Annotated in this window: 21 protein-coding genes; 5 read left to right on the top strand and 16 right to left on the bottom strand. The window is 55.1% G+C overall.

The window, feature by feature from the left end:
- Window positions 1–215: 215 nt before the first annotated feature.
- Window positions 216–1,577 carry a glutathione-disulfide reductase gene (gene gorA / locus B9H00_RS00230; protein WP_086898956.1) on the bottom strand — a complete coding sequence of 454 codons (1,362 nt, stop codon included), beginning with the start codon at window positions 1,575–1,577 and terminating at the stop codon, window positions 216–218.
- A 161-nt stretch (window positions 1,578–1,738) separates the two neighbouring features.
- Here gorA and can point away from each other — a divergent pair, with 161 nt between their 5' ends.
- Window positions 1,739–2,383: a carbonate dehydratase gene (gene can / locus B9H00_RS00225; RefSeq protein WP_086898955.1), complete on the top strand. Its 645-nt coding sequence runs from the start codon at window positions 1,739–1,741 to the stop codon at window positions 2,381–2,383.
- A gap of 122 nt (window positions 2,384–2,505) precedes the next feature.
- Complete coding sequence (locus B9H00_RS00220) at window positions 2,506–3,543, top strand: hydrolase (RefSeq protein WP_086898954.1); 1,038 nt, start codon at window positions 2,506–2,508, stop codon at window positions 3,541–3,543.
- A 30-nt stretch (window positions 3,544–3,573) separates the two neighbouring features.
- Here B9H00_RS00220 and msrA read toward each other — a convergent pair whose 3' ends face one another.
- From msrA to B9H00_RS00200, 4 genes are all read right to left on the bottom strand, one after another.
- On the bottom strand, window positions 3,574–4,206 hold the full coding sequence (msrA, locus tag B9H00_RS00215; RefSeq protein WP_086898953.1) for a peptide-methionine (S)-S-oxide reductase MsrA: 633 nt from the start codon (window positions 4,204–4,206) through the stop codon (window positions 3,574–3,576).
- A gap of 115 nt (window positions 4,207–4,321) precedes the next feature.
- A complete protein-coding gene (gene tamB, locus B9H00_RS00210) occupies window positions 4,322–8,416 on the bottom strand; it encodes an autotransporter assembly complex protein TamB (protein WP_086898952.1) in 4,095 nt (1,364 codons plus the stop codon).
- Window positions 8,416–10,266 (bottom strand): autotransporter assembly complex protein TamA, encoded by a 1,851-nt coding sequence (tamA, locus tag B9H00_RS00205; RefSeq protein ID WP_086901614.1) that lies wholly within the window; start codon window positions 10,264–10,266, stop codon window positions 8,416–8,418. Before tamA ends, tamB begins: the two co-directional genes overlap by 1 nt.
- Before the next feature lie 88 nt (window positions 10,267–10,354).
- Window positions 10,355–11,089, bottom strand: a complete 735-nt coding sequence (locus B9H00_RS00200) for a hypothetical protein (RefSeq protein WP_147376520.1) — start codon at window positions 11,087–11,089, stop codon at window positions 10,355–10,357.
- 171 nt (window positions 11,090–11,260) lie between these two features.
- On the opposite strand from B9H00_RS00200, the gene B9H00_RS00195 reads away from it, so the two are divergent.
- Window positions 11,261–11,881, top strand: coding sequence for a superoxide dismutase (locus B9H00_RS00195; protein ID WP_086898950.1), 621 nt, complete (start codon window positions 11,261–11,263; stop codon window positions 11,879–11,881).
- Between the two features lie 80 nt (window positions 11,882–11,961).
- Here B9H00_RS00195 and B9H00_RS00190 read toward each other — a convergent pair whose 3' ends face one another.
- Together B9H00_RS00190 and galU are read right to left on the bottom strand one after the other, a co-directional pair.
- Window positions 11,962–13,272, bottom strand: a complete 1,311-nt coding sequence (locus B9H00_RS00190; protein ID WP_086898949.1) for a nucleotide sugar dehydrogenase — start codon at window positions 13,270–13,272, stop codon at window positions 11,962–11,964.
- A gap of 2 nt (window positions 13,273–13,274) precedes the next feature.
- The gene (gene galU / locus B9H00_RS00185; protein ID WP_086898948.1) at window positions 13,275–14,165 is read right to left on the bottom strand and encodes a UTP--glucose-1-phosphate uridylyltransferase GalU; all 891 of its coding nucleotides are present in this window, start codon (window positions 14,163–14,165) and stop codon (window positions 13,275–13,277) included.
- 575 nt (window positions 14,166–14,740) lie between these two features.
- Here galU and ubiG point away from each other — a divergent pair.
- Together ubiG and B9H00_RS00175 are read left to right on the top strand one after the other, a co-directional pair.
- Window positions 14,741–15,460 carry a bifunctional 2-polyprenyl-6-hydroxyphenol methylase/3-demethylubiquinol 3-O-methyltransferase UbiG gene (ubiG, locus tag B9H00_RS00180; protein WP_086898947.1) on the top strand — a complete coding sequence of 240 codons (720 nt, stop codon included), beginning with the start codon at window positions 14,741–14,743 and terminating at the stop codon, window positions 15,458–15,460.
- Window positions 15,461–15,480: 20 nt separating this feature from the next.
- Window positions 15,481–16,149, top strand: coding sequence for an HAD-IA family hydrolase (locus B9H00_RS00175; protein ID WP_086898946.1), 669 nt, complete (start codon window positions 15,481–15,483; stop codon window positions 16,147–16,149).
- 76 nt (window positions 16,150–16,225) lie between these two features.
- On the opposite strand, the gene ybgF is transcribed toward B9H00_RS00175, so the two are convergent.
- The 9 genes from ybgF to ruvA form a co-directional block, all read right to left on the bottom strand.
- Window positions 16,226–16,996 carry a tol-pal system protein YbgF gene (gene ybgF, locus B9H00_RS00170; RefSeq protein WP_086898945.1) on the bottom strand — a complete coding sequence of 257 codons (771 nt, stop codon included), beginning with the start codon at window positions 16,994–16,996 and terminating at the stop codon, window positions 16,226–16,228.
- 14 nt (window positions 16,997–17,010) lie between these two features.
- Window positions 17,011–17,529, bottom strand: coding sequence for a peptidoglycan-associated lipoprotein Pal (gene pal, locus B9H00_RS00165; RefSeq protein ID WP_086901613.1), 519 nt, complete (start codon window positions 17,527–17,529; stop codon window positions 17,011–17,013).
- Between the two features lie 48 nt (window positions 17,530–17,577).
- Window positions 17,578–18,873: a Tol-Pal system beta propeller repeat protein TolB gene (gene tolB, locus B9H00_RS00160; protein WP_086898944.1), complete on the bottom strand. Its 1,296-nt coding sequence runs from the start codon at window positions 18,871–18,873 to the stop codon at window positions 17,578–17,580.
- A 106-nt stretch (window positions 18,874–18,979) separates the two neighbouring features.
- Window positions 18,980–20,308, bottom strand: a complete 1,329-nt coding sequence (gene tolA / locus B9H00_RS00155) for a cell envelope integrity protein TolA (protein ID WP_086898943.1) — start codon at window positions 20,306–20,308, stop codon at window positions 18,980–18,982.
- A gap of 9 nt (window positions 20,309–20,317) precedes the next feature.
- Window positions 20,318–20,755, bottom strand: coding sequence for a protein TolR (tolR, locus tag B9H00_RS00150; RefSeq protein ID WP_086898942.1), 438 nt, complete (start codon window positions 20,753–20,755; stop codon window positions 20,318–20,320).
- A 10-nt stretch (window positions 20,756–20,765) separates the two neighbouring features.
- On the bottom strand, window positions 20,766–21,452 hold the full coding sequence (tolQ, locus tag B9H00_RS00145) for a protein TolQ (protein ID WP_086898941.1): 687 nt from the start codon (window positions 21,450–21,452) through the stop codon (window positions 20,766–20,768).
- A gap of 11 nt (window positions 21,453–21,463) precedes the next feature.
- Window positions 21,464–21,868, bottom strand: a complete 405-nt coding sequence (ybgC, locus tag B9H00_RS00140) for a tol-pal system-associated acyl-CoA thioesterase (protein WP_086898940.1) — start codon at window positions 21,866–21,868, stop codon at window positions 21,464–21,466.
- Between the two features lie 5 nt (window positions 21,869–21,873).
- Window positions 21,874–22,920, bottom strand: coding sequence for a Holliday junction branch migration DNA helicase RuvB (gene ruvB / locus B9H00_RS00135; protein ID WP_086898939.1), 1,047 nt, complete (start codon window positions 22,918–22,920; stop codon window positions 21,874–21,876).
- Window positions 22,917–23,555 (bottom strand): Holliday junction branch migration protein RuvA, encoded by a 639-nt coding sequence (gene ruvA / locus B9H00_RS00130; RefSeq protein WP_086898938.1) that lies wholly within the window; start codon window positions 23,553–23,555, stop codon window positions 22,917–22,919. The genes ruvB and ruvA overlap by 4 nt, the downstream gene beginning before the upstream one ends.
- Window positions 23,556–23,628 lie beyond the last annotated feature (73 nt).

Below are 23,628 nucleotides of genomic sequence, written 5' to 3'. Positions count from 1 at the left end.
TTCGCAATTGGCGAATTAGGCACACATAATAACAATAACTTATAGAACCATCAAATCGATTCATTATGAATGAAAGATAATTCCATAAATCGACTTTATGTGAAAAAAAGCACCCCCTGTGTCCCGGTATCGGTCCCTGATGTTGACTAAGTTAACTATAGACAAGAAAAAGCCGCCTGCAGGCGGCTTTTATAGACATGATACTCGTTGATTCATTACGTTCTGGTGACACTGCGTAGCGTGACAAATTCCTCGGCACTGGTGGGATGCACGCCAATGGTGGCATCAAAGTCACGCTTGGTGAGTCGGGCACGTACTGCGATGGCCAGCCCCTGGATCAGCTCACCGGCTTCCTCACCTACCATATGAGCACCCAGCACACGATCGGTGCTGTCATCGACAACCAGCTTCATCAGGCAACGCTCATCGCTGCCCGAAAGCGTGTGACGCATGGGTTTGAAGTTCGTGGTGTAGACCCGGATGCTGTCGTGTTTTTCCCTGGCCTGCTCTTCGGTCAGACCCACAGTGCCCATGTTGGGATGACAGAACACGGCAGTGGCTACACTATCGTAATCGATGGGTTCAGCACTGCCGCTGCCATAATGAAGCTCAACCAGGCGCATCGCTTCCTCTAGCGCCACGGGCGTCAGCTCCGGTCCTTCGATAATATCGCCAAGCGCCAGAATCGACGGAACGGAAGTCTGATAACGATCATCGATTTTCAGCTTGCCGTCGAACTCACGCTCGACATCAACATTCTCAAGTCCCAGCCCTTCAAAGCGTGGACGTCGCCCGGTTGCACCAAGAATGGCATCCACTTCCAGCGTTTCGCCATTGCTAAGCTCCACATCATAAACATCACCACGCTTTTCAACACGGTTGATGGTGGACTCGAAATGCAGGTTCACGCCCTTTTTCAACATTTCATCACGGATGAAATCACGCAGTTCATTATCAAACCCGCGCAGGAACAGCGGGCCTCTATAAGCCAAGTGGGTTTCTGCACCCAGCCCGTTGAAGATACTGGCAAATTCGACGGCAATATAACCACCGCCCATGACGAGAAATCGTTTGGGGAACGCAGGCAGGTCAAAAATCTGATCGGAAGACAGTACATGCTCACGCCCTTCAAATTCGGGCATCCAGGGTGTACCGCCAGTAGCGATCAGAATTTTTTCAGCACTGACATGGCGCCCATTGATCGCCACCGTGTGATCATCAACGATCTCGGCACGCCCCTGAACCAATTCAACTCCCGAATTGGTCAAAAGCTTTTCGTAAATACCATTAAGACGCGAGATTTCCGTCTTCTTGTTGTCTCTAAGCTTTGACCATTCAAAGCGTGGGGCGCTATCGAAGTGCCAGCCGAACCCCTGGCTATCTTCAAAGGCATCATGAAAGTGGGCGGCATAGGAATAGAGCTTTTTAGGAACGCAACCGACGTTGACACAGGTGCCCCCCAGGTATCGATCCTCGGCGATGGCTACCCGGACGCCCTTGCCGGCTGCGGTGCGAGCAGCCCTGACGCCACCTGATCCTGCACCGATGACAAAAAGATCGACATCATATTGCGACACGTTGATTGCTCCAGCTGAAAAATATTTGAAACGAAGGCGCTTCCGTTGGAATCCTGCCTTGGGAATAATGGGTCATGATGCTATCACATGAGTGTGCGCCATAGCCGTCCTGGCGTGTTTACCATTCTCTATGTTGTTCATTGAAAAGGCCGTAAAAAACGATGTGTGATCACAAGGATTGTCAGGATATTTCGCAGCTGCTCGAGCAAAACCGGCTCTGGGCCGATCAGATGGTTGAAAGTGATCCCGACTTTTTCAACCGGCTTTCCGATCAACAAAACCCCGATTTTTTGTGGATAGGCTGCTCTGATAGCCGGGTGCCGGCCAATCAGATCATCAACCTTCCACCAGGTGAGGTGTTTGTTCATCGCAATGTGGCCAACGTGCTGCACCACAATGACATGAATGCCCTTTCCGTCATTCAATACGCAGTGGATGTATTGAAGGTTAAACACATCATGATCGTGGGCCACTATGGCTGCGGGGGCGTCCGCGCTGCTGTTACCGGTGGAGACAACGGCATTGTCGATTACTGGCTCAATACCGTTCGCAATCTTTATCATCAGCATCAGGAAAGCTTGGCAGACCTGTCACTTGATGAGCAGGTTGATCGCATGTGCGAGCTTAATGTCAGAGCGCAGGTTTCCAACCTATGTCAGACCAAGATTCTGCAGCGTGCATGGGAACGAAATCAGGAGGTCAAGGTACATGGTTGGTGCTACAGCCTGAAAAACGGCCTGGTCAATGATCTGAGTTGTACAGTAACCACCTCTGATGAGGCAGAAGCCTTCCGGCTCTCCTGCTGACACGTCGAACCTCTCCGGATCTGCCCGACAGGCGTCACATCAATAAACACAACAACGCTTGACCTGCTCTCTGCTCTCGGTGATAACAGACCTTCACCGTTTTGAAGGCAGAAAGAGTCAACATGTCGGGCATGACCCATAAGGCCGGTTTTCGCGCGCCGCGCGGGCTGACCAATCCCCATATTCAGACCCTGCTGCCCCTGCTTTTGCCTCGCAGCAAGTTGCATGTTGAAACTGAACTTCTGACGCTCCCCGACAACGATATCGTGGAGCTCAGCTGGGCTCAGCCTTCTCCTTCTGATGCCCGCGCTCCCATCATGGTACTGTTTCACGGCTTGGAGGGATCGATCGACTCTCCGTATGCCCGCATGCTGATGCGCACGGTGGCCCGTTTGGGCTGGCGTGCCGTGCTAATGCATTTTCGTGGGTGTGGCCGTGTCCCCAACCGTTGCCTGCGAAGCTATCACGCCGGGGAAACTGCCGATGCCTACTGGATGCTCTCGCAACTGACCCGTCGTTATCCCAATGCACTTAAAGTCGCTGTTGGTGTATCGCTGGGCGCCAACGTATTACTCAAGCTGGCTGCAGAACAGGGCGGCGACGGGCTGGATCTGGCAGGCGCTATTGCCATCAGTCCACCGCTGGATCTGGCGGCCTCGTCGGATGCCATCAATATCGGATTTGCGCGCCACTACCAGCGCCACATTCTGAAGTCCATGAAACACAAGATCATGCGACATGTGGAAGATGGCCGCATGAGCGGGATCAGCCGACAGCAGCTCAAGGAGCTTGATACCTTCTGGGCCTTTGATAATGAAATTACCGCGCCCCTGCACGGATTCGGGTCCGCGACGGACTATTATCAGCGGGCGTCTTCCGGTCTCATGCTGCATCGCATCGAGCTGCCGACGCTCATACTGCATGCCGCCGACGATCCATTGATGCCCAAAAACCTGCTGGATCGCCTACCGGTGCCATCAAGAAGTGTACGTATCGAAATGGCCGAACATGGGGGGCATGTCGGTTTTGTAGAGTATCGGCAGGGACTGCTGCGACCGTGGCTTGCCAGACGTGTGGCACAGCAGCTTGAAAGCTGGCGTAGTGTTCCCGGTCGACAACTGCAGACCCGACCGCTGGGGCGCAATCAGCCACTGGACTGAGACGCCCCGAAAGATTTGAAGAACAAGGTCCTAGATCGGGCAGCTGACGCCGGTGCCCTTGAGGCCGCAGTACCCCATGGGATTCTTGCTCAGATACTGTTGGTGGTATTCCTCGGCGTAGTAAAAGGCGTTGAGATCGTCGATCCCGGTGGTAATTGCACCCTTGCCGCCCTTCTTCAGTGCCTGCTCATACTCCTCGAGACTTTTGCGTGCTATCTCACGCTGCTTCTCATTGCGCACCAGAATCATGGAGCGATATTCGTTGCCGATATCATTGCCCTGACGCATCCCCTGCGTCGGATCATGCGCTTCCCAGAATACCTTGAGCAGCTCGGCCAGGCTGATCTCTGACGGATTGAACACTACCCTCACAACCTCGGCATGACCGGTTTTACCAGTGCAGACCTCATCATACGTCGGGTTGGGAGTATACCCGCCGGCGTAACCGACCGCCGTCACCCAAACACCCGGCAGTTGCCAGAAAAGGCGCTCGGCGCCCCAGAAGCAGCCCAGACCCAGAACGATGTCTTCGAAACCTTCGGGGGGTAATGATGAAATATCACGGTCGTTAACGTGATGAACACCACTGATGCTCATGGGCGTGTCACGACCTGTCAGTGCTTCCTCTGCACTGGGCATACGCGTTCTGTCGTATCCGAACATGGTGCCTCCTCAACGGGTCTCGAAACGGATGCGCTTCGAAACTGGATAAACGTTAACAGGCTACAGGTTATCGGGGCTGAGGCGGCAAAACACAAGCCCTCCTCAGCCCTCACTGTTAGTACGGTCTTTCCGGCGTGCGTCCCAGACTGAAGGTATAAATCAGATCCACGGCCTGATTGGCACCCGATACAGCCTGCAGATACAGATTCTGGATCAACCGATAACGTAGGGTCAGCTCTGCGATCGAGGAAAACAGGCCTACCCCATAACTGACCTGGAAATCGTCAAAGAGGTAACCACTGACCACCACCTGACTGTCATCGCCGCTCCCGGCCGTGTCCAGCGACAGATCTTCGATACCAAAGCTCTCACCCAGCTGGCCGATGGCCTTGCCACTTCGTGACAGCGACAACCCGATCAGCGCCGAAGTCAGCATGCCATCGCTATCGCCGTTGGCATCCGGAGCGCGGCCGCGTAGCAGATACGACAGCGCACGTGACTCGTTCATGGCAGGCTCGGAGAAAACACTCAACTCCGGCTGGTCAGCGGGACCGGTGACCTGCAGACCGGCAATAACGTTATCTGCCGTACTGTCAGGATTTCGAATCGCATCGATGTTGAGGTAAGGCTGCCCGGGCGGGCCGCTGAAAAGGACCTGGCCACGACGGATAATCAAGTCCTGACCAAAGGCCTGAAAGCGACCATCCTTGAGCGCGACATCGCCGAACAGCTGAAGTTGATTGGCGCTCTGGCGCACATTAAGGCGGCCCTGAACATTGGCATTGAGCCCATAGGCTTCGAGCTGCACATCGTTGCCCACAATAATATTGACGCCAACATTGACCTCCATACCGGCCGCCTCAAGATCCTGAGTATTGGCCCAGGCCAGCTGGCGTTCCATGTCATTGCTTGCCTCGAGCTTCGCCTGCCTTTGCTGGCGGGATTCATATTCTTCACGCGTAAGAATGACTTCATCGGAAGAAGGTTTGACGGCCGATGGCGGAATCTGACCAATTTCGAGGCGTGCCCAGGGGATACGCACATCCCCATTGATGTCCAGACGCTGCGGATTGGCGGCCACTTTGATATCGGGGGCAACGCGCAGGCGACCGAACTCCGGCATGCGGATTTCGAGTGGCGAGTTCGCACCATCGAGCTCCATATTGGCCTGCCAGTTCTCGGTGGTTGGCCAGTTGGCATTGCCGTTAAGCCCCCAACGGGCATCACCGACCTGCAGATAGCCATCCAGCGTGCCTCGGTCTCCCTGAAATGCCATCGCCATGCGCGCATCGTCGAGGCTCACCGGCAATTGAACGCCACTGGCACGAACATCACTGAGCACCATGTTGCCATCAAGACGCGGCTCTACCAGCGTGCCTGAAAGCGAGACATCGCCATTGAGCTGACCGGCCAGGTTATCAAGCGCCGCGACCAGCGGCGTATAGGGAGACAACGTCACACCGTTGGCGACCAGTCGGCCTGATAGCGTTCGACGGCCCAGTGGGTCACCCACGTCCGCATCAAGACGAAGACTACCGGCGTCGCGCAGATTCATGCTCAGCTGGGCCTGAGCTCGGTCAGGCGTGGCCTCGGCGTTTACGCGAATGCCCAGATGCGGCAGTGTAAAGGGCTGGTCCTGGGCATTCCGCCCGCGCACATCAACCTCGCTTTGCAGATCGGTTGCAACATTCCATCGGCGCCCTGCCTGTGACCAACGAGCATTGATGTCACCTTCCAGCCCACCGGCAAGACGCCATTGAGGCGGAAGGTATTCGTTGGCCAGTGACAGATCGATATCGGATAGGCGCAGTGCCGCGCGTCCGGTGTCGGCACTCGCCTGGAGCGTGTCAACCGAACACAGCCGACCGCCCTGACGCCTGGAAAGACAAAACGGCGAAGCGGTCACGCTCGACTGCTTCAACAGCGCCGTAAATCTTAGCGGGCCATCAAGGGCGATATCCCCGCCCTGAGGCGCGCTGACTTCCAACGGGGTGATGGTGCCAGCGTAGCGCTGTGCAGCCTGATCAAAATTGCCCTCAAGCGCCATGCTCACCCGACTGACGGGTAGACCGTCTCCGCCGGCGACATCAAGCGTGAGTCGATGCTGCTTCAGGGTGCCCTTCAAGGCGGTGGTAACCTGGCGAATACGCTGGTTGGCAGCACTGATGTCACGGGCATCAAGATCAACATCAAAGCTCGGGTTATCGAGCCCCTCTGCCCTGGCCGTCAACTGAAGTGAGCCGATACGATTGTCCTGGTAGCGAACCCCTTGGCCATGAAGATCAACATTGCCATTCGGGTTGTTCAGCGTGCCGCGAAGCCGAATCTGACCATTAACGCTACCACCAAGCGCCGGGAGAATTGTTCCCAGTGTTGGAGCCGAGATATCGGCATCGAGTGACAGCGCCTCGTTGATATCTCCAGTAGCCGATATCCGGTTATTGCCCTGGCGTAAATCCAGCTGATCAATATGCCACTGCATATCGCTATTGCCGTTCAGCCTGCCCTGCAGGGAAAGCGCCCGCTTCTGGAGCGTGCCGTTGATATCAAGTTCAGGGACATCAACCTGCCATTGCTCCCCCTGCTGCTTGAAGCCGGCGCGCAGAGTGCCATTGAGGCGGCCGGTCACTGCATTGGTGAGGTTCTCCAGCGCCAGGTTGTTAACGCTCATTGAGGTCGCGACATCCAGTGACGGCGACCATGTGGCTGTTCCTCTGGCTTCAAGCTTTCCATCGCCGGTGGTGACAGTCAGCGGTGCCCAGCTGAAATGGGTGATGTCACCATCACCTTTCAGGCGAATATCCAGGGGTGCGATATTCGGCCCTTCGACATGGCTGTCCACCGCCAACTGATAACCCTTTAGCGAGCCTTCGGCGTCAATGCTGATGTCACGAACAACCCAGGGCTGCACGTTGGATGAGGCCTTGAGCGGCCATTGCACCTGTGGACTCGAAAGCCCAAAACTGAATGGCAACTCCGGCGCCAGAACATCAGCCTGGGCATTCAGGGCGGCCACAATGGGCCCTGAAGTGTTAATGGCAAGATTTAAATCAGCCAGTGATCCATGTGCGTCAACCTCAACATGCTCGCCCTGGATCGGCGCCTGCAGTGTATCTGCACTCATCGATAGAGTCAGCGGATAGTCACCACTGAGTGTGGCTTTCGCTTTCATGGACAGGCGCGCCACGGAAGAATCAAGCGTCAGCTGCTGGAGCTCAACGTCTGAATCCCTTGTTTTCACAGCCAGCGCCAGCTGATGCACGACCACTGGGTTTTCTCCATCAAGCCTCAAACGGTTGATGGCGACATCTTCGGCGTCAATATCGAGTGGCAGCGTAACGTCGGGCATGACGATGCGCCCCTGCTCGTCCGTCTGGCCGATCATGCCGGCCAGTGGGTTGGCCAATGGCTTTTGTCCAAGCTCGGCGAGCGTTTCCAGTACGGTAGGTGGCTCGGGATTGGCCACTTTCAAGGCGCCATCAACAGCACTGGCAGACAACGCAGAATTGATGTCGTTATCGATCAATACCGGTGGCGCCGATGCAGCAACCGCCTCGGCAACGGCAATGGCAGGTGCCGTTATCATGTACGGGTAAGCGACTCGCCGGGCCGTGCGAACATCGACACTTGTATCGAGAAGGTCTGGCTGATCAAGCCCCGGAGAGGAGGCAAGCACCACACGGGTATCTTCCAGTCGCGTCTCGCCCAGAGTGAGATGACTGCCTTCAAACACCGCGCTGCTGTGAAAGTGACCCAGCTCGACACGGGTACCATCGGCCAGGCGTAGATTGATGTCGTCCAGCCGCAGGTCGCGCAACTCTATAGGCAACGGCGTGCTGATACGGCTCATGGGTGAGCCATCATCAGTGGCTTCGGGTGCAGGCGTGTTGCCACTGCGCAACACGGCGTCCACGCCGCTGACCTGAAGCTGATCCATGCACAACCGACCGCGCAGCAGGCAATCGCTGCCCCAGTGCAGTGCAAACCGGTCAACGTTGAGCCAAAGCGTGGGCAACTCCAGATGAAGCCCCTGGATGGTGAAGTCATCCAGCAGCGCTCCCTCCGCGTGCTGATAGGTCAAAAAGCCACGCGACTGCGCCTGCTCAAGCAGCTTGGCGGTGCCCCATGGTGACAGGGCAACCCCTGCCAAAAGGAGCACAAGCGCAATGAGCGTGACGACTACCCAGAGAATAGCGCGGGGCAGCAACATCAAAATTCCGGGCCGATGCCGAAGTGCAGACGCCAAGAGTCCTCCTCACTATCAAAGGGATGGGCGATATCCATGCGAACCGGCCCAACGGGTGAAATCCATCGCACGCCTACGCCTGCGCTTTTCTTGAGTTCATTCGGCCACCACTCATTGAAGGCATTACCAGCATCCACGAAGGTGGCACCCCACCAGTTTTTGGCCACCTGACGCTGGTATTCCAATGAGCCAACCAGAAGATGTTTGCCCCCCAGCAGGTCGCCGTCGCTGTTTTCAGGGGCAATGGTTTCGTATTCATAGCCACGCACGCTGCTGTCGCCACCAGTGAAGAAACGCAGCGAAGGCGGCACCTGACTGAAATCACTTGTGCTGGTGGCCCCGACCGTGGCGCGTCCTACAAACCGATTGTTCTCGCCAAGGCTACGGATCCACTGACTATCGAGGCGCGTACGCAAAAAGTTGGCATCCGATCCCCAGATATCACTGGAGCCTTCTACCAGAATGTCCTGTCGATCCCCCCACATGGGAAACCGGGTGTCGTCCGTGCGCGTGCGCGACCAGCTCATGCCGGGAATGAACAACAACACCTTGTCCTCTTCATCCCCCTGGGTGAAGTCTTCATAGGTGGTACGTACATAAGCATTTTGAATCCAGTCATTTTCAAAACGCCACTCTCGTCCCAGAGACACCGAACTTTCAAAGCTGCGGGTATCACTTTCAGTTCGATCGGTATTTTTAAAGCCGTAGCGCATGTAATAGTTATCACGCGCAGGATTGGCCAGCGGTATATTGTACTCGCCCGTCAGGGTTTGCTCCGGCCCTGACAGCACCAGATCATTGTTAAGGCTATCTCCGCGATCATTGAGCCACGGCATCTCCCAGCCAAAATTGATTCGTGGCCCCACATCCGTTGAATAACCAATACCGGTTTCGAACTTGTGTCGGTCTTCCGGGGTGACGTTGACATCGATAGGCACAGTCGCTCGTTGCGGCTTTTTCTGCGTCCTGACAGCATCCTGGAAATTTTGACGCTTGCCTTCGGGGCCTTCTATCACCGCATCCGATGATGACGTCACCCTGGTTGGCGCACTTTGACCTGAGCGCTCGTCGAGTCGAGGCCGAACGCTGATGCTTCGAAACCAGCCCGAGTCGCCAAGGCGCTGACTGTAGCGGGCGACATCCGTGGCCAGATATCGATCATTGGGATCAAAGGGCGCCATTTTGCGCAGGCGCTCTTCACGAATCTGGCTGCCGGTAACGAAGATATCGCCGAAGCGGTAGCGCTCTCCGCTTTCAAAGATCAGCGATATGTAGGCAGCATGCTCCCAGGGATGAACCTCGATGCGGCTTTGTTGGTAACGGGCATCGAAATAGCCCCGCTCAAGGGCCAGGGCGGTCAGACGGGACTTGAGCGTTTCATACGGGGTGTGAAGGAGCCGTTTGCCTTCCATGTCTTCCAGCGGATTGGCCTGAAGCGCCTGCTGGAAAGGTTCGTCATCCCTTGCCTCACCTTCGATGCGAACCACGACTGAACGAACACGCACGGGTTCACCATGATCAACCTTGACCGTCACGTGCTCACGGTCTCGAAAGCTGACCGAGACATCGGGTTCGTAATAGCCAAAGGGTCTCAGAGCATCTCTGGTCTTTTGTGTCACCTCAGCGCTATAGCTTTGCGTGTCAGCGTTTTCAGGGATATTGAGGGACTGAAGATAGTTGCGAATATTGGTGGCCAGCTCACTACGCACCCCCTTTACATCGGCATCAATGGCAAACACGGCCGATGACTGACAAATACCGGTCATCAGCAGGGCCAACAACAGCAACCTGCGGGTAGATGTACCGGCGATCATGCGGTTACGAAAAGAGCATCGCATAACGTTCAGGATCTTCCTTGATGATATGAATCACACCGTATGCCTACGGGGCTGGGGGCATCCTTCACGGATTCAGAAGATCCTGAATCGACTCCTGGGCGGCGTGCAGACTGGTCTGACTCTGCTGAAGCCGCTCGGTCTGCGTTGCCAGCTCATCGACACGCGCCTTGATCGAGGACAGTGTCTTTTCCTGTTCAGACACGCTGTCAGCCAGCGTCTTCAACTGTTGAAGATTGCCTTCCATGATCTGCAACCGGTCCGATTGCTCAGCGTTAGTATTATCTACATCCTTGAATCGTGCATCATAAGTGCTTTTAAGACCTTCGATAACCGCATCAAGCGAATCCAGCGACTGTTGTAATGATGCAAACGTTTGCTGTCGCAGGGCATCAGCCTTCTCCAGCTGGTCAAGGCGACCCTTTTGCTTATCATCGCTCGCCTGCCTTTCAAGACGTTGTTGAAGGGTCTCAAGCTGCATGCGCTGGCTTTGCTGTTCGCTTCGAACGCCATCAAGAATGTGATCAAGATTGGTCGACATTTCCTGGCGATTGGCAGCCACCTCCTCTGCCTTGTCAGTCAATGCTGTCACCCTTTCAGACCAGCGCTGGCGGTCCTGATAATACTGTACGCCCATGGCCGTAACGGCTGCAGCAAGCAGCAGCACAAGCAGATAAAGGGGCCAGAGTGTCGGTCTGCGTGGGCCACGATGGGCGCCGGAAGACCGAGATTCTGTACGGGTTGAATACGCAGCGTTGCGATCAGCGCCTATAACGGGCTCTTCATGATCTTTTGGCGGCATGAAAGTCTCGAAAAATGTAGCAATCGGAAATATAACCTGACCTTTTCAGCCAGGTCATGAAACTGCATGCATGCTACGATGCATGGCCTGTTAAAAGCCAGTACAGGCGATTGAGCATACAGGTACGAACAGCAATACCAGGGGCTCCCTGGCCAGAATGGAACGTTGATCATGCCCCTTGAACTGCCCTCCCTGCCCTATGCGACAGATGCATTGGCGCCCGTGATTTCAGAACACAATCTACGTATGCACCACGAGGGGGTTCATGCAGGTTATCTAAAGCGTCTGAACACTCTGCTCGAAGATGATGAATCCACGACACGCTCGCTCGAACACATCATGGGAACCGGCCGCGGAGAGGCTCAGGCCTGTGCCTGCCAGGCATGGAACCATACCTTTCTCTGGCAGTGCCTGACGCCCTGGTATCATCCGCCCGGACAAGCCATCACGGTGGCGTTGGCAGCACGCTGGGGAAGTCTGGAAGCGTTTCAGGAAGCTTTCGTGGCCAGTGCCATGGCGCACTTCATGGGCGGCTGGACATGGCTGGTATACACACCACAGGGTCGACTGGACATCCATAATGCCGCCGATGCAGGCTCACCCCTGCTCAGGGGCTTCATTCCTCTGCTGACCGTTGACGTTTGGGAGCATGCCTGGTACGCCGACTACGGAAACGATCGACGCAAATATCTTCAAAAACTCTGGGATATTATCAACTGGCCCTTTGTGGAACAGTGTCTTGAGGATGCCGTAGCGACTGCAGAAGGCAGGCGCAATCGGCTACACGCCTGAGACATCAGATTGGTGTCGTTAAAAAAACGGGCTGTCACGATATGGCCGAATAGCCATCGTGACCAGCCCGCCCGAGAGCCTCAGCGATCGTCGTCTGTTGCTCTCTCCTGCGGATTGGCACTCCGCCCGATGCCGCGATAGCAGAAGCCGTGCTGCGCCACGAAACCGGGGTCGTAAATGTTACGACCGTCCAGAATCAGAGGCGTTGTCATCAAAGTCGATAGACGACGCCAGTCCGGATTCCAGTACTCCTTCCACTCCGTGACCAACAACAGGGCATCCACGTTTTCACAGGCCGACTGCGCAGTCCCTGCAAGCGTCAAAAGAGGATGCTGGCCGTAGTAGTGCTCGATGGCCGGCAATGCTGCGGGGTCGTGAAGTCTGACGTGCACGCCCTGCGCCCAGAGCGCATCCAGCAGGCGAAGGACCGGTGCATGCGCGATCCTAGCAGTGCCAGGCTTGAAGGCTGCCCCCCAGATCGCCACCGTACGCCCTTCCAGATTACCATCGTAATACTGCCAGAGCTTGCGAAAGAGCTCTTCCTGCTTTTGCTCGTTGACCTGTACAACCTGCTCAATCAGCCCGTTGGGCTGGCCTTCGCGAGCCCGAATGGTCGACAGGCGATAAAGATTGCGAGCAAAGCTGGGGCCGCCAAAACCACACCCGGGGTAGAGATATTCGCGGCCGATACGGCGATCAGATCCCATCGCCTGACGTACCAGCTCAATATCCACCTCAAGGCTGTCGGCCAGACTGGCCAATTCATTCATGTAGCTGACACGTGTGGCCAGCATGCCGATAACGGCAAGCTTGGTCAGCTCAGCGGCACGTCTCGGCATCAAACGGACGCTGTTTTCACGACGATTGAAGGCTCTTAAAAGCTCGCCAATCTGGCGGGTCGCCCAGTCATCTTCACTGCCAAGAATCCAGCTGTCGGGACGCGTAAAGGTGGCCAGGGCCCGGCCCTCTTCCAGCATATCCGGCAGTGCCACCGCAACCTGACGCTCCTTGCGCAGCAGTGTCTCAAGCACTTCTGTATGACCGATCGGAAATGTACTGTTATTGACCAGTACGAAGTCGTGCGGCTCGCGCCCCAGCGTCTGCTCGACCCAATGGTCAGCATCGTTGCGCTGATCCGACGAAACAGCCAGCCAATAGATACTGGCGCTCGGCAGCGACTTGGAGCTCTCACAAAGTGTGAGCGACCCGTTATCGATGCTCTGAGAGAGCTGGTGATAAAGCCCCGGCTCATTTCTGATCCAGTCCGTCTCGGACAGGACATTCCATGGCTGAGCAGGGTGCGGCCACCAGTATACCTGGTGGCCTACCATTGAAAGTGCAGCGGCGGCCGTTGCTGCACTCAGTTCGCTTCCATGCACTACCACCTGCATGATTATGCCTCGCTTTGATAGCGCTTCAGCAGCTCGCGGAATCCTTCACCGTACTTGGGATGACGGCGTGCAAACGACAGTGTCGCTTCCAGATAACCAAGCTGATGACCGCAGTCGAAAGTTTCACCTTCCATACGATAGGCAGCAACATCCTGCTTGCTGCGCAAGGTATCGATGGCGTCAGTCAGCTGAATTTCGTTACCTGCACCGGGACGTGTTTCAGCCAGTACCGGAAAGATACTGCCGGGCAGCAAATAACGGCCGATAACAGCCAGTGTAGAAGGCTCGGTACCGGTTTCAGGCTTTTCTACCATGCCTGTGATCTTTTCGCTCTTGCCGGCTTCAGGGGTTTCACCTTCCAGCGCCACGATGCCGTACTTGTAAGCGACTTCAGCCGGTACATTTTGAACCATGATCTGAGCGGCGCCCGTTTGATCATAGGCATCAATCATGCCACCCAGATCGTTGCGCGTCATGCCTTCATCATCGACCAGAACGTCCGGCAGCAGTACCGCGAACGGAGCATCGTCGCCGATGACCGGGCGCGCGCAAAGAATGGCGTGACCAAGGCCGAGAGCTTCAGGCTGACGAACGCTGATGATGGAGACGTCGTCCGGGATAATGTTGCGCAGCTCATCAAGAAGCTCTTTCTTGCCCTTTGCTTCAAGCTGGGTTTCAAGCTCGAAATGCTTGTCGAAATGGTTTTCGATGGCTGATTTCGAAGAATGAGTGACCAGAACAATTTCCTTGATGCCGGCCTTGACCGCTTCCTGAACGACATACTGAATCACCGGCTTGTCGACAATGGTGATCATCTCCTTGGGAATGGCCTTGGAGGCGGGAAGACAACGAGTACCAAAACCGGCGACAGGCAATACTGCTTTACGAATCATTCCTTTTCCCTTTCTATCGAATATCAAACATATATAGGCTTATGGCACAGTCGTGCTTGCCATGACCGTATCGTGATTCATAAGCCATTCAAAATCTTGCCCGAACAGGCGAAATGAATCACAACTACCGGGTATTCGGGTTATAACCACATAAAATACCGAACCTTTACTCTTATATCTTTGGCAAAATGTTTCTTTTTGTACAGGCCTTATACTCCAAACCGTTTAAATTACTTTTCAATTTTCAGATAACGGTATAAAACTGATTTGATATTCAGGAAGGCTTTGAGTACAACACGATCATGCTCACTTGCAGCACGTGATCAATTTACTCACCAACGACGAACTGCATCACTCCGGTATGATGCACTGTTCATCGTGTATAGGGCCATTATATCTCAACATCTTGATTTTATGGCTCATTCCATGAGCCTGTCGGCTTTCGTGAGTCATCCTGCGCACACAACTGAGTGGTATCAATAAACCGTACTGGTTCATGAACCTCACAGACTCTATACAATACAGATCAATATCAGGGCGAGAGTTGCCGTCCCTACCCCTACAGGAGTTCATTGATGACTGAAACACAGCGTTCCAACGTTGATCCGGGTGAAATTGCCAAATTCGATGATCTTGCCAGTCGCTGGTGGGACCGTGAAGGTGAATGCAAGCCCCTTCACGATATCAACCCCTTACGCCTTGATTATATCGATCAGCGTGCAGGCCTTACCGGTCATCGTGTGATCGATGTCGGCTGTGGCGGAGGCATCCTCAGTGAAGCCATGGCCCATCGCGGCGCAGAAGTCACCGGCATCGATCTGGGCGAAGCGCCGCTGTCTGTTGCCCGCCTTCACCAGCAGGAAACGGGTGTAGAGGTCGACTATCGCTGCATCAGTGCGGAGGATATGGCGGACCAGCAGCCGGGCAGCTTTGATATCGTGGTCTGCTTTGAAATGCTGGAGCATGTCCCCGACCCCGGAAGCGTTATTAAAGCCTGCGCTCGTATGGCCAAACCCGGTGGCCATGTCTTCTTTTCGACGATCAACCGAAACCCGAAATCATGGGCGATGGCCATCGTGGGTGCCGAGTACGTCCTGAACCTTTTGCCACGTGGCACCCACAGCTTCCAGCGGTTTATTCGGCCTTCCGAGCTCGCACGCTGGGCAAGACAGGCCAATCTTGAAGTGCGTGACATTACAGGCATGATCTACAACCCCTTCACCCGTCACTATCGGCTCTCAAGCAAGGATCTGGACGTCAACTATTTCATGCATACCCGTGTGTCTCAGTCATGATCTGCCAGCAGGATACCCCGATGGCTATCCTGTTTGACCTGGATGGCACTCTGGTTGACACCGCCCCGGATCTGGCTCAGGCAACCAATGCGCTCAGACAGGAACATGGACTGTCACCGCTGCCTTACAGTGATATTCGACGGGAAGTATCTCATGGCGGAAGCGCCCTGGTAACGCTGGCACTGGGACTGGGAAAGCAGGAGGCAGGCCATAATGAAGCACGAGCGCTTTTGCTTGAGCACTATGGCCAAAATGTTGCCGAGAAGAGCCACCTTTTTGCTGGCTTTCCGGAAGTACTCGACCACTATCGCCGCACACAACGCCCATGGGGAATAATTACCAACAAGCCCAGAGAGTACGCAGTACCCTTGCTCAAGGCGTTGGAAATAGAACCCGATGTGCTGTTATGCGCTGATGATCTCCCCGTAAAAAAACCGGATCCCGCACCGCTTCTGGAGGCAGCAAGGCGCCTAGGTATTGAGCCAGAAAAGTGCTGGTATATTGGTGATCATCTTCGCGACATTCAGGCAGCCAACAATGCCGGCATGACAGCCATTGCCGTAAAATACGGCTATCTTCGACAGGAAGATGCCCCCGATGAGTGGCCTGCGAGTCAGTTTTTCGAGACGCCGGAAGCACTTTGCAAAGTCTTGCTACAGCAGAAAATTCGTGAAGCAGGCGATCTCTAAATAGAGACAGGCGGTAGACGGAAAGCAGCGGGCATTTCGGCTTTGACGAAGTGCCCGCGAATTCGAACTGGAAATATCAGCCGCTGGTTTTCTGCATGAACTCGCGTGCCAGGCCTGCTGCATCACTCTCTGAATGCTCGCTAATGACCTTTTTCAGCATGTTCTGACTTTCAGAACCCTTTCCCTGACGCGCATAAACAAGGCCCAGCTTGTACATGGCATCGGGCACCTTGTTGCTTTGCGGGTAGTCACTAATGACCTTGCTAAAAGCAGCCGAAGACTTGTCCAGCTGTGATTTGGCAGAATAAAGCTCACCCAGCCAATACCAGGCATTTCCATTTAAACCGGATTGCGGGTAGTCGCGATTAAAGGCTTCGAAAGCGGAAATGGCTTGATCAAATTCACGCTTTTGAACATGTGAAAAAGCAGCCTGATATGCACCCTGAGCATCGTTGGAAGAAGCGGATGTACTCGAGGATGTGGAGGATTGACTACCACCGGAAGCTGCCTGAGTAATCGGGTCGCCACTGCCGGAAGCATTGCCACTATTATCGGATGAAGCACCGCTATCGCCCTGAGAACCACTCAAGCGCTCTTCAAGGTCAAGGTAGCGCTGTTGCGACAGCTTTGTCTGCTGTTCCAGCTGATGACGAAGTTCTTCAATCTGACCACGCAACTGGTTGATATCCTGCTCCTGGCTCTGCAAACGGTTAAAGATTTGCAGAGTGCCAGTGCCGGAACCTGTGGCGGCTTGATTATAAAAGGATTCTGTTTGTGCGGATGCCCAAACGGACAGCGGGAGCACCAAGGCTCCCGCGCCGCACAGTCGAACAAGACTGTGTTTCATTACTTACTCCGGGATCAGTAGTCGATAACGACGCGACGATCCTGAGAATAGGCCTGCTCAGAGTTGCCGGAGGCTGCCGGACGCTCTTCACCATAGCTGACAACTTCAATCTGCGAAGCAGGCACGCCCTGGATGGTCAGATACTGGCGTACGGCGTTGGCACGACGCTCGCCAAGACCCAGGTTGTACTCACGAGTACCGCGCGGATCAGTGTGGCCTTCCAGTACGATATTGGTGCTGGAATTACGCTGCAGATACTGAGCATGCTGATTCAGCATGGACTCGTATTGCGGACGAATGCTGTCGCTATCGAAATCGAAGTAGACGCGGTTTTCGCTCGGCATTTGTGCCTGCTGTCCGGTGTTCTGACCAGTAGCACCTGAGCTGCTGCTCATGCCCTGAGTAGAAGAACCGCTGTTCATGCCACTATTCTGCTGGTCACCATCCTGGGTGCCACCGCCACTGGAACAACCAGCAACAACAGCCAGAGAGAGCGCGGCCGCCAGAGTCTTGGCGTAGGAAGAAAACTGCATGATGATCTCCTTGCTTTTATAAAGAATGACAAAATTCATTCTAGTCGTTTAATTCAAAAACGGCGACCAGGAAGGTTCACGAACCTCACCATTAGGTGAAGGTATTACGAAAGAAGCCCTGCCATCTGCCGAAACAGCACCAAGCACACCATGTGCTCCCTGCTGAGTGGCATATATCACCATTGTGCCATTGGGCGCAACTGCCGGCGCTTCATCCTGATAAGTATTGGTTAATACGGTAACGCGTCCTGATGACAAATCCTGCTTGGCCACCTGAAAACCGCGGTCGGTTCGAGTGGTCAGGAAAATGGTCTTGTTGTCAGGTCCGTACAGCCCACCCGCATTGTAATTGCCGGTAAAGGTCATGCGTTTTGCATTTCCACCGGTGGCATCCATCTGATAAATCTGCGGCTGCCCACTACGATCCGAAGTAAACAGAATCGAGCGCCCATCAGTACTCCAGTCCGGTTCGGTATTGATAGAACTGGAATTGGTCAACTGGGTCAGCGAACGGGACGCAATGTCCATGACATAGATTTCGGGATTGCCATCCTTTGAAAGCGACATGGCAAGCTTGCGACCATCGGGAGACCAGGCTGGCGCACCGTTGATGCCCTTGAATGATGTGAGCTGGACACGACGCCCGCTTGAAAGCTGCTGGACATAAATGGCAGGCCGCCCTGACTCGAAAGAAACGTACGCAAGCTTCTGACCATCCGGTGACCAGGCCGGCGAAAGGATCGGCTGATCAGAGGACAGAATCTGCTGCGGACGATGGCCATCCTGATCGGCTACATACAGGGCATAGCTGATATTGGGATCAACACCATTGGCAGTCACATAGGCAATGCGTGTCTGGAACGCGCCGCGAATACCGGTGATTTCTTCGAATATCTGATCAGCAATGTAATGCGCCCGGGACCGCAGCTGGTCGTCACTTGAGGTAACCACCTCTCCCAGTTCACGACGCTGGCCGGCAACATCATGCAGTTCATAAGTGATCTTGTAGCCATTACCGGATGCTTCGACCCGACCAACGACCAGATAATTGGCCCTGACGCGGCGCCAGTCATCATAATTGATATTGTCACCGCTGGCAGGACGAGAGATCAGATCCTGAGGCGCCAGTGGCGAGAACTGACCGCTATGCTCCAGATCGTCGGCGATAATCTTGCCGATATCTTCAGAAGGACTGACCCCTTCTCCCCGGAAAGGCACCACTGCAATCGGTATGGCATTATCATTGCCACGGGTAATCTCGATGGTGAGATCACCAGCTGCCTGCGCCATCAGACTGGCCATCATGAGCATCATGAAACCAGCCAGTGCCATTAGTTTTTTCATCAGCACACACCCTCGGGTTTTAACGATCCTTGATCCCTTCTGCCTGCCATAGAAACAGGCACAATATTGACCACGTCCTTACACCACATAGCAAACCTTTCTAACCCTAGCGCACATCCTCAGGATTAAAGCGCAGGTTAAAGCTTCTGAATTTCTGCTTCGCATCAGCCGGTAATTGGCTCATTTCAGTAAACGGCGCGGCTCTTTCCACGGCCTGTACGGCCGAACGATCAAACCCTGGATCACCGCTGCTGCTGGAGACAGTGGCAGACAAAAGCTCACCGGTCGGCAAAAGCTGTACTTTAACCACCGTGACCAGCCCGGAAGCTGCATTGGGCGGACGTGACCAGCTTTGCTCGACAGCGCGACGCACCAGATTCATAAAGCCATTGGAGGCTTCCTGAGCCTGACGTGCATTGGCTATGGATTGTGCCTCGTTGGTAATCTCATCGCCAAAGGCGTCCTGACTGGCCGCGGCAGCGGCTTCTGCAGCCCGCTTGCGATCAGCTTCCGCTTTCTTCTTCGCGGCAGCCTCCGCAGCGGCTTTCTTCTTCGCAGCAGTTTCGGCTTCTGCCTTCTTCTTGGCCTCGGCTTCTGCCTTCTTCTTGGCTTCGGCTTCTGCCTTCTTCTTGGCTTCGGCTTCTGCCTTCTTCTTGGCTTCGGCTTCTGCCTTTTTCTTCGTTTCAGCTTCTGCCTTCTTCTTGGCCTCGGCTTCTGCCTTCTGCCTGGCTTCGGCTTCTGCCTTCTTCTTGGCCTCGGCTTCTGCCTTCTTCTTGGCCTCGGCTTCTGCCTTCTTCTTGGCCTCGGCTTCTGCCTTCTGCTTGGCTTCAGCTTCTGCCTTCTGTTTGGCTTCGGCTTCTGCCTTCTGTTTGGCTTCGGCTTCTGCCTTCTGTTTGGCTTCGGCTTCTGCCTTCTGTTTGGCTTCGGCTTCTGCCTTCTGCTTGGCCTCGGCTTGCGCCTTCTGCTCGGCTTCGGCTTCTGCCTTCTGCCTGGCCTCGGCTTGTGCCTTCTGCTCGGCTTCGGCTTTTTCGCGGGCCTGCTGTTCCTGTTGCTGCTGAGCAGCAACCTCTTTGGCCTGTTCAGCTCGACGCTGCGCGGCTGCCTGTGCCTCCTGAGCAGCCTGCTCTCTTGCTTGCTCTGCCGCCTCGGCCTGCTGCCGCGCGGTTTCCTCGGCAGCGTTATCTTCCGTGGCTTCCGGCTCGGGCTGTTCGCGCTCAGGCCCCTGTTGGGCGCGCGGCTGAGCTTCAGTCGCCTGTTGCGCCTGATCGGTTGCCGTCTCCATCGAAATCAACTCGGCCTGCACAACAGCGTTGGAGGTTTCAACAGGATCACTTTGCGGCCAGCGAAAAGCCATCAGTCCGATAACGCCCACGTGCAGTAAAACCGCAAGCACGGTGGGCAGCGTATAGCCTACACGGCGATCGTGTCTGGCCATTGTCTCTCCCTACTGCTGGTCGCCAGGCGGTGGATCAGAGATCAGTCCTACGTTAGGAACACCCGCGTTTTGCAGAGCCCCCATAAGCGTCACGACCTGACCATAGGAAACGTTGCGATCACCTCGCACCATCACGGGAGTGCCCGGGTTACGGTTGAGTACCGCCATGACCTGAGCACTAATGTCATCAAGTGACTTGCTCTGCTGTTCATCGCCCAGGCTGATGTAATAGTCCCCGTCACGATTGACCGTCACGACCAAAGGCTCATTGTCGCTTTGCACCGGTTCTGAGCTGATCTGTGGCAGATCAACATCAATGCCCTGATTGATCGTGGGTGCTGCAATGATAAAAATAACCAGCAGCACCAGCATGACGTCGATGAACGGGACAACATTCATCTCACTGGAGAGCTTTTTACGCCGGTTGCGTCGATAGGATCCCTGCATGGAGCGCTCCTCAGGTATTCTCGCCAGTGTTGCGGTTTTGCAGGTTTCGGTGCAGGAAGGCATGAAACTCTTCAGCAAAATTTTCCATGCGCACCATCAACTTGTCCGCCTTGTGGGTCAGACGGTTGTAACCGATGTTGGCGGGAATGGCGGCGAAAAGCCCCATGGCAGTGGCGACCAGTGCTTCGGCAATCGCTGGAGCGATTGTGCCCAACGATACCTGCTGGGCACCACCAAGTGCCTGGAAGGTCCCCAGAATGCCCCATACAGTACCGAAAAGACCGACATAAACGGCAGAAGAGCTGATAATGGCCAATATCGCCAGATGCGTGGTCAGACGCTCTTCCTCACGAGAAACGGATACACGCATGGAGCGTTCGACACCTTCAAGCACGGCGTTGTGGCTGCGCGATTTCGGCAGCAAACGATTGAACTCACGAAATCCCGAGCGAAAGATATGTGCCGCGCCCTGCGGGTTGTCGGCCGGAACTTCCTGGTAAAGCTCATTGAGATCAACGCCTGACCAGAAGTGCGACTCGAAGTCATCCAGCTCACGCGAGTCCCTCTTCAGCGCAAAGGCTCGCTGAAAGATCAGCACCCAGGAAAGAACAGATGCTGCCAGCAGTATCAGCATGATCAGCTGAACGACCAGCCCAGCGTGAAAAAACAGCGAAATGATCGACATTGAATCGTTCACGAAAAACCTCTTCAGGCGTTCTGGGAATCAAGCGTCATGGCCGAGAGCAGATCTTCGGGCCAACGAACGGGTTTGTAACGCGTTGCATCAATACAGGCAATATCGACCATGCCACGGAAAAGAAGTTTTCCATCTCGCATGACTCGTTGCTCAAATGCCACGGTGCAATGGCGGGGCGTGCCTGCCACGGTCTCGATGTTCAGGAGGTCGTCGAGCTTTGCCGGCAGGCGATACTGGCACTCCAGACGACGAACGACCAGCGCAATATTGCGCTCAAGCAATGAGTTTTGATCGAAACCCTTCGTACGCAGCCACTCGGTACGACCGCGCTCGAGATAGTTGAGGTAGTTGGCGTGATAGACGATACCGCCGGCATCGGTATCCTCGATATAAACGCGTAGATCAAGAGACGTCATGCCGTTCAGGGCTCCACTGTTGCCGCGCCATCACCGGCGTCTGGAATATCATCCGTGGGCGAAAGGTCAAAGTGCAAATAGGCCAGGCGAGTCACCATACGACCGCGGGCCGTACGCAGCATGAACCCCTGCTGAATCAGATAGGGCTCAAGCACGTCCTCGATGGTGTCACGCTCCTCACTGATGGCAGCGGCCAGACTCTCGACCCCTACAGGCCCACCATCGAACTTCTCGATCATGGTCAAAAGCAGCCGTCGATCCATGTGATCCAGTCCGTGGCGATCAACGTGCAGCATGTTGAGTGCCTTGTCCGCCACTTCGGCGGTCAGCCGGCCATCGCCTCGCACCTGGGCGAAGTCACGCACACGGCGTAGCAGGCGGTTGGCAATGCGGGGCGTCCCACGCGCACGACGTGCGACCTCGATGGCCCCACCTTCATCGGCCTCGAAATCCATGAGCCTGGCGCTGCGGTTCACGATGTGGGTCAGCTCGTCGATGTTGTAAAACTCAAGACGCTGCACAATGCCGAAGCGGTCTCTTAGAGGCGCGGTTAATAGACCGGCTCTGGTCGTTGCTCCGACCAGCGTAAAGCGTGGCAGGTCAAGCTTGATGGAGCGCGCTGCCGGACCCTCACCAATCATGATATCGAGCTGAAAGTCCTCCATCGCCGGATAGAGCACTTCTTCTACGGCAGAAGACAGCCGGTGGATCTCATCGATAAAAAGCACATCGCCCGGCTGTAGATTGGTCAGCATGGCGGCAAGGTCACCGGCCTTTTCAAGCACCGGACCAGAGGTGGATTTGATATCCACGCCCATTTCACTGGCAATGATGTGTGCCAGCGTGGTCTTGCCAAGCCCGGGTGGTCCGAAGATCAGGGTATGATCAAGACTGTCATCACGCTGACGCGCCGCCGTAATGAAAATATCCAGCTGTTCGCGTACCGGCGCCTGCCCGATATAGTCATCAAGCATACGCGGGCGAATGGCATGGTCCTTTCGCTCTTCATCGGGGCGCTCGGCTCCGGCAATGAGTCGATCGGTTTCGATCATGATGCTCTGCCCTTGCTGCTGCGCATGTCGCCGCCGGCCAGTCGATCAGACAGCGCTGCCTTGATCAACGCCTCGGTTGATTGAGCAGTATCCAGTCCTGACAGCATTCTGGCGGCTTCGGTCGGCTTGTAGCCGAGCGCAATCAACGCTGCTTCGGCATCGGCATGATTGTCACTTTCAAGTGGCAGTTCGGCTTCTTCGACGCCCTGTTCCATTTGTTCAAACTCGGGCCAATGCTTGAAACGGTCTCGCATTTCGATGATCAGGCGCTCGGCAGTTTTCTTGCCAACCCCCGGCAGCCGCGTCAGCGTTTTGGTGTCATCTTCCATGACACTTTTCATGAACTGCTGACGATCCATGCCGGAAAGTATCGCCAGCGCCAGACGAGGACCGACTCCGGAGATACGGATCAATTCACGAAACAAACGACGCTCGGTCTCATCAATAAAGCCATACAGAAGATGGGCGTCTTCACGAACGCTTAGATGGGTATAAAGCCTTACCGTTTCACCCGGCGCCGGCAATGCCAGCAGCGTATTCATGGACGCTTCAAGCTCATATCCAACCCCATGAACATCGATCACGATCAGGGGCGGTTTCTTTTCAAGCAGTTGACCGTGCAGGCGACCTATCATGCGTTATGTATCCAGACAGAAACGATAAAAATACAGGGTCTTTACTTTAATAAATGCCATTGATATTGAAACC

The organism is Kushneria marisflavi (assembly GCF_002157205.1).
In the GTDB taxonomy this organism is placed as follows: domain Bacteria; phylum Pseudomonadota; class Gammaproteobacteria; order Pseudomonadales; family Halomonadaceae; genus Kushneria; species Kushneria marisflavi.
The sequence above is the reverse complement of the archived record's forward strand: the minus strand, read 5'-3'. Positions and strand labels throughout refer to the sequence as shown.